This window comes from Oceanicella actignis (genome assembly GCF_008124525.1).
GTDB classification, from domain to species: domain Bacteria; phylum Pseudomonadota; class Alphaproteobacteria; order Rhodobacterales; family Rhodobacteraceae; genus Oceanicella; species Oceanicella actignis.
This window is the reverse complement of the sequence record NZ_VNHJ01000003.1, coordinates 115,074-127,967: the sequence shown is the minus strand read 5'-3', so window position 1 is coordinate 127,967 and position 12,894 is coordinate 115,074. Positions and strand designations below refer to the sequence as shown.

Sequence of the window (12,894 nt, the reverse complement as noted above, 5' to 3'; positions counted from 1 at the left end):
CCTTTCCGGCGGGCTCAGACGTCCAGCGCCTCGGCGAAGCGGGCGTTCTCCTGAATGAAGCGGAAGCGCGTCTCGGCCTTGCGGCCCATCAGCCGCTCGACCAGATCGTCGGTCTCGCCGGGCTCGTCCTCGTCGATCATCACGCGCACGAGGGTGCGCGTGGCCGGGTCCATGGTCGTTTCCTTGAGCTGGCGCGGCATCATCTCGCCCAGGCCCTTGAAGCGGCCGATCTCGACCTTGCCGCGGCCCTTGAAGCGCGTGGCCAGCAGCTCGTCCTTGTGGGCGTCGTCGCGCGCATAGACCGACGTCGCCCCCTGCGTGATGCGATAGAGCGGCGGCTGCGCCAGGAACAGCCGCCCCGCGTCGATCAGCGGGCGCATCTGGCGGTAGAAGAAGGTCATCAGCAGCGAGGCGATGTGCGCGCCGTCCACATCCGCGTCGGTCATGATGATGACGCGCTCGTAGCGCAGATCCTCGAGGCGGAAGCGCGCGCCCGGCTGCACGCCGAGCGCCTGGCACAGATCCTGCAGCTCCTGGTTCTGGGTCAGCTTCTCGATCGAGGCGTTGGCCACGTTCAGGATCTTGCCGCGCAGCGGCAGCACCGCCTGGGTGCGCCGGTCGCGCGCCTGCTTGGCCGAGCCGCCGGCGGAGTCGCCCTCGACCAGGAAGATCTCGGACCCCGCGCGCGAGGCGTCGGAGCAGTCGGCCAGCTTGCCCGGCAGGCGCAGCTTGCGCGTCGCGGTCTTGCGCTGGGTCTCCTTCTCGGCGCGGCGGCGCAGGCGCTCTTCGGCGCGCTGGATGACGAAATCGAGCAGCGCGCCCCCCGCCGCCGGATCCGCCGCCAGCCAGTTGTCGAAATGGTCGCGCACCGCGCCCTCGACCAGGCGCTGCGCCTCGGCGGTGGCCAGGCGGTCCTTGGTCTGGCCGACGAATTCGGGCTCGCGGATGAAGACCGAGATCATGGCGCAGCCGCCCGCCATCACGTCCTCGCGCGTGATCTGGGCGGCCTTCTTCTGGCCCGTCAGCTCGCCATAGGCGCGCAGCCCCTTGGTCAGAGCGGCCCAAAATCCCGCCTCGTGCGTGCCGCCCTCGGGAGTGGGGACGGTGTTGCAATACGAGGCCGCGAAGCCGTCGCGCGCCGGCGTCCAGTTGGCGGCCCATTCGACCGAGCCGACGGTGTCGGGGCCGAACTTCTCGGCGAAGACGACCTTGCCGGCGAAGGGATTTTCGCTGAACGTCGCAGCGCCTTGCAGGGTGAAGTTCAGGTAGTCCGCAAGCCCGCCCGGGAAATGGAACACGGCCTCGGCCGGGGTCTCGTCGCCCTCGCGCAGCAGCTCGGGAGCGCATTTCCAGCGGATCTCGACGCCCGAGAACAGATACGCCTTCGAGCGCGCCATCTTGAGCAGGCGCGCGGGCTTGAAGCGCGCGCGTTCGCCGAAGATCTGCGGGTCGGGGCGGAACGAGACCGTCGTGCCGCGGCGGTTGGGCGCCGGCCCGACCGTTTCGAGCGGGCCCAGCGGAACCCCGCGCGCGAAGCGCTGGCGGTAGAGCGTGCGCCCGCGCGCCACCTCGACGACCAGCGATTCCGACAGCGCGTTGACCACCGACACGCCCACGCCGTGCAGGCCGCCCGAGGTCTGATACGCCTTGCCGCCGAACTTGCCGCCCGCATGCAGCGTGCACAGGATCACCTCGAGGGCGGACTTGTCCGGAAAGCGCGGATGCGGATCGACCGGGATGCCGCGGCCGTTGTCGCGCACGGTTGCGAAGCCCTCGGCGTCGAGCTCGATCTCGATGCGGGTGGCGTGGCCGGCCACGGCCTCGTCCATGGCGTTGTCCAGCACCTCGGCGACCAGGTGGTGCAGGGCGCGCTCGTCCGTGCCGCCGATATACATGCCCGGCCGCTTGCGCACGGGCTCGAGCCCCTCGAGCACCTCGATGGCCGAGGCGTCGTAGGCGCCGCTGGCCGCATCCTCGCGCGCCTGGAAAAGATCCTCGTCCTCGTCGGCCCGCGCTGCGGGGTTGGCGTTGGGGGTGGCCATGCGGCTGCGTTCTCCCGATTCCGGTTCTGCTCGGCGAGGGCGCACTATCGCAGGGGTTGGGGGGCGGGATCAACGCCCCGTTGATCTGACCCGTCGCCGCGGGGCCGGGTGCGCTCCGGGGCCCGAGCGCGGGCGCGGCGCGTCGCGGGCCTTGATCGGGTCTTCGGATGCCCGCGGGCGCCGCCGCGACGCGCCGCGGCGGCCGGCCCTTGCGCGCGCGGCGCCGTCAGCCCGCGGCCGGGGCCGGGCGGGACAGGAAAGCGCGGACCTCTTCGGCCACCTCGTCGGGCGTCTGGTGCAGGATCCAGTGATCGGCCTTCGCGAACTCGCGCACCGTCAGATCGTCGCACAGCGCGTCCAGCCCCTGGCGCGTTTCGGGCAGCAGCGCCGTGTCCTTCAGCCCCCACAGCAGCAGATGCGGCACGCGCACGCGCAGCGCCTCGGGGGGCAGGGCGGGCAGCTCTTCGGGCGGGATGGGGCTGCCGGGGCGGGCGACGCGCAGGGGCGTCGCCCGATACCAGTTGACCATGCCGCGCAACGCCCCCGGCGCCGCCCATGCGGTCTTGTAGCGCTGCAGCCGCGCGCCCGAGAGCCAGCTCAGGTCCATCTTGGCCGAGAACAGGCGCAGCATGCCGTTGAAGTCGTCCTCGGCCAGGCGCTTCTCCGATCCCTCGGCGCGCAGCCATTCGATGTATTGCGAGGCTTCGGACTGCGCGCCCCCGCGCGCCAGCTCGCGCTGGAAGGGGATCGGGTGCACGCCGTTGGCGATGATGAGCCGCTCCATGCGCTCGGGGGCGCGGAAGGACAACGCGTAGGCCACCGAGGCGCCCCAGTCATGGCCGAAGACCGCCGCGGCGCGGCCGCCGGGGCGGAAGTGCTCGAGGATCGCCAGCGCGTCGCCCGCCAGCTTGCCGCCGGCATAGGCCTCGACCGCCTCGGGCTTGGACGAGCCGGCATAGCCGCGCTGGTCGGGCGCGACGCAGAAGAAGGAATCGGACAGGCGCGCGATCATCTCTTCCCATGCGCCCGAATACTCGGGAAAGCCGTGCAGCATCAGGATCATGGGCGCGTCGCGCGGACCCGCCGTCAGGCAGCGGAAGATCAGATCGCGGACGCGGACGAATTCGTGGCGCAACTGCGCGTCGGACATGGCGTGCTCCTGCGGATTCCGGCACGGCGCCGGGTCGGGGGCGATCGGGGCACGAGGCGGGCCGCGCCGTCAAGGGGGCCGCGGCGTCAGCCCCCGGCCGCGCTCGGGCGCGCCGTCAGCCATGGGCCGCGCTAGGGGGCGGCGTCAGCCATCGGCCGCGCTCGGGGGCGGCGCCTCCTCGGTCTCGATCACGATCCGGCCCGTCAGCGTGCGGTGGACGGGGCAGCGGTCGGCGATCTCCATCAGCCGCGCGCGCTGCGCCGCGTCCAGCGGGCCGTGCAGCGCGATGCGCCGGCGGAAGCGGTCGAGCTTGCCGGCGCCCTCGGGGCAGTCGGCGCAGTCGCCGGCATGGATGCGGTCGTGGCGCAGCTCGACCTCGACATGGGTCAGCGGCCAGCCCTTGCGCCGCGCATACATGCGGATGGTCATCGAGGTGCACGCCCCCAGCCCCGCCGCCACCAGCTGATAGGGCGTCGCCCCGCGCCCGCCGCCGCCAAGCGAGGGCGGCTCGTCGGCCATGAAGGCGGCGTCGGGGGCGGCGAAGACATGCTGCGCGAAGCCGTCGGGCGCGGCTTCGGCGACCAGGACCGGACCCTCGGCGGCGGGCGGCTCGTCGGGGCGGGCCGGGGGCGGGGGCAGGCGCCGCCCCGCCCAGGCGGCGATCATCTCGGCCGCGTCGTCCGCATGGCGCGGATCGGACAGGACATGGTCGGCGTCGTCGAGCGAGAGGAAGCTCTTGGGATGGCGCGCGGCAAGGAACAGCGCGGTGGCGTTGTCGATGGCGGCGGTCGCGTCGCGCGGCGCGTGCAGGATCAGCAGCGGCCGGCGCAGCGCGCGCAGCGCCTGGTCCACCGACGGCCCGTCCAGACCCGCCGGGGCCCCCGGCCCCATGACCGCTGCGCCGTCGTGAAAAGCGTTGATCAGCGCCAGCGCGCGCGCCGATCCGATCCGATGCGCCGCGGCGGCCGCGGCCGTTCCGCCCAGCCCATGCCCCGCGATCAGCCCCGGCGCGAGACCCCGCGCCGCCATTTCCTGCGCGGCGCGCGCCACCAGCGCGGCGGGATCGGCGCCGCCGCCCGTCGGCGGCGCGCTCAGGTCAAGGCGCAGCGTCGCCAGCCCGCGCGCGGCCAGCGCGCCGGCGATGCGGCGATCGGCGCGCGAGCCGGCGAATTGATGCGCCAGCAGCGCCGCGCCGCGGGGCGCCTCCATGGGCAGGTCCAGCGCGGCCTCGGCCGCGTCGATGCGGATGGTCTGCGTGCGCATGCGCGCCTCCTTTCGATGCTTGCGGCGGCGCGGGGCTTGCATCGGCCCGCGCGGCGCCCGACAGATGCTCCGTCCGGGCCGATTCCGTGCGCCGGGGGCGCGGGCATGTTATCATCATTGTTCCGTCCCGCCCGCCCGGGGCGAGCGGGCCGCCGCGCCCATATGGGGCGCGCATTCAGGAGGCCGCGTCATGGACCCCGTCCAGGAGCAATACGAGCTCCTTCCCTATCCCGCGCGCGACCCCGCCGACGAGGATCGCCGCCTGATCGTCGGCTCGCCCTCGGAGCTGGTCGAGGTCGACCACTTCCTGTTCCGCGGCGGGCGCGACTGGTCTCAGCCCTTTCGCGCGCTGGTGGCGGGGGGCGGCACGGGCGACGGGCTGATCCTGCTGGCGCAGCGCCTGCGCGACGCCGGCTGCCCGGCGCGGATCGTCTATCTGGACCTGTCGCGCGCCGCGCGCAAGGTCGCCGAGGCGCGCGCCGCGCGGCGGGGGCTGAGCGACATGATCCGCTTCGAGACCGGCGACATCGCGCGCGCCCCCGAGCTGGCGGCCGAAGAGGGCGGGGCCTTCGACTATGTCGATTGCTGCGGGGTTCTGCACCATCTGCCCGATCCCGAGGCGGGGCTGACCGCGCTGGCGCGCGCGCTTGCGCCCGAGGGGGGCATGGGGCTGATGCTCTACGCCCCCTATGGGCGCACGGGCGTCTATCCGCTGCAAGAGGCCTTCGCCCAGCTTCTGGGCCAGGATCCGCCGGCCGAGAAGCTGCGCCTTGCGCGCGCGGCGCTGGGCGCGCTGCCGCCGACCAACTGGTTCTTGCGCAACGAGCATCTGCGCGATCACGAATCGGGAGATGCCGGGTTCTACGATCTGCTGCTGCACGGGCGCGACCGCCCCTATGACGTGCCCGCGCTGCTCGCGCTGCTCGAGGCGGCGGGCCTTGCCCCGGTCTCGTTCGTCGAGCCGGCGCGCTACGATCCGCGCCATTACCTGCCCGAGGGCGAGGAATTCGCCGCCCGCGTCGCGCGCCTGTCCGAGCCCGAACGCTGGGCGCTGGCCGAGCGGCTGGCCGGGAACATGCGCGCGCATGTGCTCTACGTCGCGCCGCGCGAGCGCGCCGAGGCGCGCGTGGCCCGGCCCGCGCCCGACATGACGCCCCATCTCAACGCCCTGCGCGCCGACGCCCTGGCGCGCGAGATCCACAAGCGCGGGCGGCTGCGCGTGAACTTCTCGGGGGTGCGCTTCGATCTGCCCATCGCGCGCGAGGCCGCGCCCATCGCCGCGCGGCTTGACGGGCGGCTGACGCTGGGGCGCGTGGCGCAGGCGCTGGGGCTGGACTGGCTGGCCTTCGGCCAGCGCTACGCGCCGCTGCACCGGGCGCTGACCTCGGCGAACCTTCTGCGTCTGTCGCGCGGGTTGAAATGAGCGCCGAGGGCTGGTTCGAGACGGCGCCCGAGGCCGCCGCGCGCGCCGCGATCGCGCTGGCGGCGGCGCCGGGGGTGGCGCTGGAGCACGCGCCGCTGACGCCTTTCATGGATCCGCGCACGGCCGGCGCGCCGGGCGTGGCGCCCCTCGATCCCGCGGATTGGCTGGTCGCCGCGGCCGATCATGACGCGCAGATGGCCGCGCGCGATGCGCTGATCGCCGCGATGCCCGACCGGGTGCTGGCCCATGATCCTGCGGCCGACGCGGCGGCGCAAGAGCTGCTGGAGCTGGTGATCGCCCATCAGAGCGCGCGCGGGCGGCTGCGGGCGCCGGGCGGCGCGGCGCTGCGCGCGGACGGGGTGCGCGTGCCACTCGAGCAGGGGCCGCCCATCGCCGTGGCGGCGCGCCTTGCGCAGGAGGATTTCGTCATCCTCGACCGGCCGGCGGGCGCGGCCGAGCATGTGCTGCTGTCGGCGGCGGTGTGCTTTCCGGCGCACTGGACGCTGGCCGAGAAGTTCCGCCGTCCGCTGGTGCGCATCCACCGCCCGGTCCCGGGATACGAGGGCGAGCTGGCGCGGCGCGTGCAGCGTCTGTTCGACGGCGTGCGGGCGGGGCGGCCGCTGGTGCGCGCCAACTGGAATTTCCAGAGCGAACGCGCCCTGTGGACGCCGGTTTCCGAGGCCGAGAAGATGGCCGCCGCGTCCGCGCCTTGCGCGCCGCGCGCGCCCGAGCGCTGGCTGCGGGTCGAGCGGCAGACGATCCTGCGCCTTGCGCGCAGCGGGGCGGTGGTTTTCGCGATCCGAACCTTTCTTTCCCCCATCGAGGCGCTGACCCCCGCGCAGCGCCGCGGCCTTGGGCGCGCGCTGGCGGCGCTGGGCGAAGAGGAGCGCGCCGCCAAGGCCGGCCCGGCCCTGCGCGCCTGGGCGCAGGCGGCCGAGGGCTCGGCGCCGGGTTGAGGCCGCCGCGCGTCGCCGCCCCCGGCCTGCGCCTTGCGCGGATCGGGGTCGCGGGGCCGGCGGCGCCTGATGCCGGAGCCTCGCCCGGCCCGCGCCTCGACCCCCCGGCGGGGGCCGACGACCGTCGGGCCTGCCGTCCATCGCGCCGCGCGGCGCCTGGTCATGGCCGGGGATGTCCGGGCGGCCGCGCGCCAGGCTGCGGCGATGCGGATGCCCGAGCGCCGCCCGCCGCGAGGCCCGGTCATGGCGCAGGGGGCGGTCGTCGCCGGCCAGCCCCGGCTCAGGCCGAGCAGCTGCCCCCGCCCAGGACGCAGAAGGTCGCGCAATGCGGGTGGTTGAGCGGCACCGGGCGCAGGGCTTCGGCCAGGGTGCGCCCGAGCTCGAATCGCGCATCGTAGGGCAGCAGCGTGCAGGCGACCACGCTCGGGCCGTCGGCGCCCTTGCGCCGCACCACCATGCGCGAGCTGGCGCACATCACCTCTTCGGGGCGCTTGTTCAGGATCTGCCAGCAATCGACGGTGATCTCGGGCGGATCGCCGCTTTCGTCCATCTCGGGGAACAGCACCAGGCGGGCGGGGTCCCAGGCGTCGATGTCGAGCCCCTCGCGCGCGAACAGGGCGGCGTAGCCGGCGCGCGCGTCGCGCTCGTCCTCGCCCCACAGGGTGCGGCCGGCGATCGCCGTGCGCACGCCCGCCTCGCGCAGCCAGCGCAGACCGGCCAGCGCGATCTCGAACGCGCCCGCGCCGCGCTCCTCGTCGTGATGGCGCGCCTCGTGGTGATCGAGCGAGACGCGCAGAGTCAGCCGCCCGCCATGCGCGGCCGCCAGGCGCCGGATGCCCGCCTGCACGCGCGGCCGCATCATCGGGCGCATGGCGTTGGTCAGCACCAGCGCCTCGCGCCCGCGCTCGAGCGCGGCGCCGATCATGCCGATGATCTCGGGCGCCATGAAGGGCTCGCCGCCCGTGAAGCCGACCTCGCGCAGCTCGAGCCCCAGCGCCTCGGCCTCGTCCAGATAGGCGCGCACCTCGGCCTCGGTCAGATAGACCAGCGCGTCGTTGGTGGGGCTGGACTCGATGTAGCAGCGCAGGCACTCGATGTTGCACAGCGTGCCCGTGTTGAACCACAGCGTCTTGAGCCCGACCGGCGCGACGCGCGCGCGCGGACGCCCCGAAAGGGCCAGCTCGGGATCGACGAACTTGCCGGGGGCGGGGCCGGCGGCGTGGTCCTTCATCGGCTTTCCTTCTTCTGCTGGAACCGCGCGCCCGTCTGGGCGCTTGCGGCAGGTTTTCCGCCCGCGCGGGGGCTGTCAATGCGCGCGCGCGCGGGTCACGCGCTTGTGCGCGGGGCGCGGCGCCGCCGGCGCCTTGGCGGCCCGTCATGGCGTGGCATGGCTGGCGTCTTCCGGCGCTCGCACGGGCGTCGGGACGGCACGCATGTCATCGCGCCGCGCCAGCGCGTCTTCCGCGCCGGCCGGAGCGTCGGCGTCATCCGCGCCAAAGTCGCGCCGATCGTGCCGCGTTTTCCGCGCGCAGGGACGTCGGCGCTCCGGCCGAGATTGCGGCGTCTCCACGCGCGCGAGGGGACGTCCGCCGGGCGCCGCGCGCGATCTGGCTTTGCCGTTCCCTCGCCTGCGAGGGGTGGTCGCTCGTCAAACCGCCGTTCCGCCTCGCGCGCCTGGCGTTTCCCCGCGCGGGACGTCGTTCCGTCTCGCGCGTCGCCGGGGCCTGTCTTGCGCGCGGCCGAGGGTCGCGGGGGCTTTTCGCGCGCCGGCGATTTGCTAGCATGCGGGCATGCTCACGCTGGACACCGCATTGTTCGCGCCCGCCGCCGCCGACGAGGAAACCCTCGCCTTCAACGCCCGTCTCGAGGAGGCGCTGCGCGCTGTTCCCCCCACGCATGCCGTGCCGGTCGAAGAGACCCGCCGCGCGCGCGAGGAGGGGCGCGGCCTGTTCCCGCCCGCCGGCCCGCTCGAGGGGTCGCGCTGGCTCGAGCTGCCCGGCGGCGGGCGGGTGCGAGTCTCGGCGCCCGAGGGCGCGCCGCGGGGGGTCTATCTGCACATCCATGGCGGCGGCTGGACCCTGGGCAGCCCGGCGCATTACGACCTGCACAACCAGCGCATCGCGCGGCGCACGGGCGCGGCGGTGGTTTCGGTGGCCTATCCGCTGGCGCCCGAGCATCCCTGGCCGGCGGCGCCCGAGGCGTGCCTTGCGGCGGCGCTATGGACGCTGGACGAGGGCGCGCGGGCGCTCGGGGCGGGGGACGACGCGCCCATGATCGTGGGCGGCGAGTCGGCGGGCGCGCATCTGGCGGCGCTGACCCTTCTGGCGCTGCGCGATGCGGGACGGATGGAGCGCGTGCGCGGCGCGATCCTGAACTATGGCATGCATGATCTGCGCATGACGCCCTCGGCGGCGAACTGGGGCGCGCGGCAGCTGATCCTGTCCACCCCGACCATCGCCTGGTTCGTGGGCAACTTCGTTCCCGACCGGGCGCTGCGCGCCGATCCGCGCGTGTCGCCGCTTCTGGCCGCGCTCGAGGGCATGCCCCCCGCGCTGTTCCAGGTCGGAACCTGGGACCCGCTGCTGGACGACACGCTGATGATGGCCGCGCGCTGGGTCGCGGCGGGCGCCGAGGCGGATCTGCGCGTCTATCCGGGCGGGGTGCATGCCTTCAACATGTTCGATCTGAAGATCGCGCGCGACTATCAGGCGGCCGAGGACGCCTTCATTCGCGCGCGGCTGGGCGGCTGATCGCCCGCTCCGGCGGCGGGCGCACGCGGCGGGGGCATGCGCGCCCCCCGGCGCGGCGCGCGCCGGCCGCGAGGATCGGGCGCCCGCCCCCCGGCGCGGCTGCGCGCAAGGCGCGGGCGGCGCTCAGTCGCCCAGCGCGACGCCCTCGCGCCGCGGGTCGGCCGCGCCAAGCAGCCCTTCGGGCGTCAGCGCGATGGCATGCAGGCCCGAATTGAGGTCGCGGATCGTCACCTCGTGCCCCAGCGCCCGCAGCCCGTCCGCCAGCGCCTCGGCCTCGGTTCCGCGCTCGAGCTCGACCGGTCCGCCGCGGCTGATCACATGCCCCGCCGAAACGGCCGCCTGCGGGTCCATGCCCCAGTCGAGGATGCGCACCAGCGCGCCGGCGACGTAGCCGATGATGCGCGAGCCCCCCGGCGAGCCGATCAGCAGCACGGGCCGCCCCTCGCGCAGCACGACGGTCGGCGCCATGGACGAGCGCGGCCGCTTGCCCCCCTCGACGCGATTGGCCACCGGGCGGCCGTCGCGCTCGGGCGCGCGCGAGAAATCGGTCAGCTCGTTGTTGAGCAGAAAGCCGTTGGTGACCACGCGGCTGCCGAAGCCGGTCTCGATGGTCGTCGTCATCGACGCCATGTCGCCATGGCGATCGACGGCGACGAGGTGGCTCGTGCCGGGGCGCTCGATCTGGATCTGGGGGGCGCGCAGGGCGGCGTCGTCCCAGGGCGGCGCGCCCGGCGCGGCTCTTGCCATCGCGCGGGCGGGGTCGATCAGGCGCGCGCGCGCGGCCAGATACCGGGCGTCCAGCAGCCCGCGCACCGGCATCTTCACGAAATCGGCGTCGGCCATGTATAGCGCCCGGTCGGCATAGGCCAGCTTCGACGCTTCGGCGAACAGATGCCAGGCCCGGGCCGAGGGCCCCATCGCGGGCAGGTCGAAATGCGACAGCATCCCCAGGATCTGCCCGACCGTCAGCCCCCCGGACGAGGGCGGACCCATCCCGCACACCTCGTATCCCCGATAGGGCGCGCAGACCGGGTCGCGCAGCACGGCGCGGTAGCCCGCCAGGTCCTGCGGGCTCAGGATGCCGGGGTTGATGGGCGTGCGCACCGCCGCCACGATGTCGCCGGCCAGCGCGCCCTCATAGAAGGGGTCCGCGCCCTCGGCCGCGATCAGCCGCATGGCGCGCGCAAGGTCGGGGTTGGTCATGCGCGCGCCCGCCCGGAGCGGGGCGCCGTCGGGGCCGAAGAACAGCGCGCGCGCGGCGGGAAAGCGGTCCAGCCCGCGCCCGGCCGCCTGCGCGATCGAGGCGGCCAGGCGGGGCGAGACGGCGAACCCCTCCTCGGCCAGCCTGACGGCGGGGGCGAAGCCCTCGGCCCAGGGCAGGCGGCCATGGGCGCGATGCAGCGTCTCGAGCGCGCGCAGCACGCCCGGCACGCCCACCGAGCGCCCGCCCACCACGGCCTCCCACCATGCGACCGGCTTGCCGTCCGGGCCCAGCCAGTAGTCGGGGCCCGCGGCGGCGGGGGCGCTCTCGCGCCCGTCGATGGTAAGCAGACGCCGCGCCGAGGCGTCCCAGTAGACGATGAACGCGCCCCCGCCCAGCCCCGAGCTTTGCGGCTCGACCACGTTCAGCGCCATCTGCATGGCCAGCGCCGCGTCGGCGGCCGATCCGCCCCGCGCCAGCGCCGCGCGCCCGGCCTCGGCGGCCAGCGGATGGGCGGCCGCAACCATGAAGCTGCGCGCGCGCGCGGGGGCGGCGATGACGGCGCGTGCGTGGGTGTCCTCGGGCTGGACGGCCTCTTGCGCGCGCAAGGGGGCGGGGCCGAGCTGCCCGAGCGCGGCAAGGACCGGCGCGGCGGCCAGCGCGGCGGCCAGCGCGGCGGGGCGGGCGGTGCGAAAGGTCATGCGCTTGTCCTTTTCCGTCGCGGCGGGTAAGCCCGCCCTGATCCAGGGCCCGACCCTAGCGCAAAAGCATGAGCCTGACATGACCCCCGCCGCCCGCCTCTCCGCCGCCATGGCGCTTCTTGACGCGATCGAGGCGGCGCTGGCGCCGGCGCCGGGGGCGGGGCCCGAAGCGGGGCCGTCCGATCCGCGCCTGGCGCGCGGCGTCGACCGGCTGCTGGCCCGCTGGGGTCGCGAGAACCGCTACGCCGGCGCGCGCGACCGGGCGGCGGTGGCGGATCTGGTCTATGACGCGCTGCGCCGGCGCCGCTCGCTGGCCTGGCGGATGGGGCCCGGCGCGGCGGGCGGGCGGGCGCTGGTTCTGGCGCTGCTGGCCGAGCAGGGGCTGAGCGTCGCGCAGATCGCGGCCCTGTGCGACGGCGGGCGCTTTGCGCCGGCCCCGCTTTCGGACGAAGAGCGCGCGCGCCTGGCGGCGCCGCCGCCGCCCGCGCCGGCGCCGGTGCGGCTGGACTTTCCCGACTGGCTCGAGCCGGAACTGCGCCGCACCTTCGGCCCGCGCCTGGAAGAGACCATGGCGACGATGCGCGCGCGCGCGCCGCTGGACCTGCGCGTGAACGCGCTGCGCGCGACCCCCGAACAGGCGATCGAGGCGCTGCGCACGGACGGAGTCGAGGCCGCCCCCGGCCCGCTCTCGCCCTGGTGCCTGCGCGTGGGAGAGGGCGCGCGGCGTCTGCGGGCCGCGGCCGCCTATCGCGACGGGCTGGTCGAGATCCAGGACGCCGCCAGCCAGGCGGCGGCGTTGATGTCGCGCGCGCGCCCGGGCGAGCGCGTGCTCGACTTCTGCGCCGGCGGCGGCGGCAAGGCGCTGGCCCTGGCGGCCATGACCGGCGGTCCCATCGACGCGCATGACGCCGATCCCAGCCGCATGGCCGACCTGCCCGCCCGGGCGCGCCGCGCCGGCACGCGGGTGCGGACGCTGCATGCGGCGCCGCGCGGGCGCTACGATCTGGTCTTCGTGGACGCGCCCTGTTCGGGCTCGGGCGCGTGGCGGCGCAACCCTGACGCCAAATGGGCGCTGACGCCGGCCGAGCTGGCGGCCCTGCGCGCCCTGCAGGCGCGCGTGCTGCGGGCGGCGGCGCGCAACGTGGCCGGCGGCGGAAGGCTGCTCTACGCCACCTGTTCGCTGCTGCGGGCCGAGAATCGCGACGTCGTCGAAGCGTTCCTCGCCGAGGGGGGCTTCGCGCTCGAGGATGAGCGCGTCTTCACCCCGCGCGACGGCGGCGACGGCTTCTACGCCGCGCTGCTGCGCCGCGTCGCGCAGGAGGGGTGAGCGCGGGTTTACGATCTGTTAGCCTTTCTGGGCTCTGATCGGGCGCGATGGCGGCGGCGCGCGAGGCGTGAGGAAGGAACG

The 12,894-nt window shown here is 75.0% G+C and carries 9 protein-coding genes; 4 read left to right on the top strand and 5 right to left on the bottom strand.

Annotation, left to right across the window (positions count from 1 at the left end):
• Window positions 1-14: 14 nt before the first annotated feature.
• The 3 genes from parE to LY05_RS05830 form a co-directional block, all read right to left on the bottom strand.
• Window positions 15-2,042 (bottom strand): DNA topoisomerase IV subunit B, encoded by a 2,028-nt coding sequence (gene parE / locus LY05_RS05840; protein WP_148922459.1) that lies wholly within the window; start codon window positions 2,040-2,042, stop codon window positions 15-17.
• A gap of 226 nt (window positions 2,043-2,268) precedes the next feature.
• The gene (locus LY05_RS05835; RefSeq protein ID WP_148922458.1) at window positions 2,269-3,192 is read right to left on the bottom strand and encodes an alpha/beta fold hydrolase; all 924 of its coding nucleotides are present in this window, start codon (window positions 3,190-3,192) and stop codon (window positions 2,269-2,271) included.
• Window positions 3,193-3,336: 144 nt separating this feature from the next.
• Window positions 3,337-4,455 carry a bifunctional alpha/beta hydrolase/OsmC family protein gene (locus LY05_RS05830; RefSeq protein ID WP_148922457.1) on the bottom strand — a complete coding sequence of 373 codons (1,119 nt, stop codon included), beginning with the start codon at window positions 4,453-4,455 and terminating at the stop codon, window positions 3,337-3,339.
• A gap of 190 nt (window positions 4,456-4,645) precedes the next feature.
• Here LY05_RS05830 and LY05_RS05825 point away from each other — a divergent pair, with 190 nt between their 5' ends.
• The gene (locus LY05_RS05825; protein WP_148922456.1) at window positions 4,646-5,878 is read left to right on the top strand and encodes a class I SAM-dependent methyltransferase; all 1,233 of its coding nucleotides are present in this window, start codon (window positions 4,646-4,648) and stop codon (window positions 5,876-5,878) included.
• Window positions 5,875-6,834: a heme-dependent oxidative N-demethylase family protein gene (locus LY05_RS05820; RefSeq protein ID WP_249041870.1), complete on the top strand. Its 960-nt coding sequence runs from the start codon at window positions 5,875-5,877 to the stop codon at window positions 6,832-6,834. Before LY05_RS05825 ends, LY05_RS05820 begins: the two co-directional genes overlap by 4 nt.
• Before the next feature lie 280 nt (window positions 6,835-7,114).
• Here LY05_RS05820 and LY05_RS05815 read toward each other — a convergent pair whose 3' ends face one another.
• Entirely contained in the window at window positions 7,115-8,065 is a 951-nt protein-coding gene (locus tag LY05_RS05815; RefSeq protein WP_148922455.1) for a radical SAM protein, read from the bottom strand.
• Between the two features lie 559 nt (window positions 8,066-8,624).
• Here LY05_RS05815 and LY05_RS05810 point away from each other — a divergent pair.
• Complete coding sequence (locus LY05_RS05810) at window positions 8,625-9,584, top strand: alpha/beta hydrolase fold domain-containing protein (protein WP_148922454.1); 960 nt, start codon at window positions 8,625-8,627, stop codon at window positions 9,582-9,584.
• A 123-nt stretch (window positions 9,585-9,707) separates the two neighbouring features.
• Here LY05_RS05810 and ggt read toward each other — a convergent pair whose 3' ends face one another.
• On the bottom strand, window positions 9,708-11,486 hold the full coding sequence (gene ggt, locus LY05_RS05805; protein WP_148922453.1) for a gamma-glutamyltransferase: 1,779 nt from the start codon (window positions 11,484-11,486) through the stop codon (window positions 9,708-9,710).
• A 79-nt stretch (window positions 11,487-11,565) separates the two neighbouring features.
• Here ggt and LY05_RS05800 point away from each other — a divergent pair, with 79 nt between their 5' ends.
• A complete protein-coding gene (locus LY05_RS05800; protein WP_148922452.1) occupies window positions 11,566-12,813 on the top strand; it encodes an RsmB/NOP family class I SAM-dependent RNA methyltransferase in 1,248 nt (415 codons plus the stop codon).
• Window positions 12,814-12,894 lie beyond the last annotated feature (81 nt).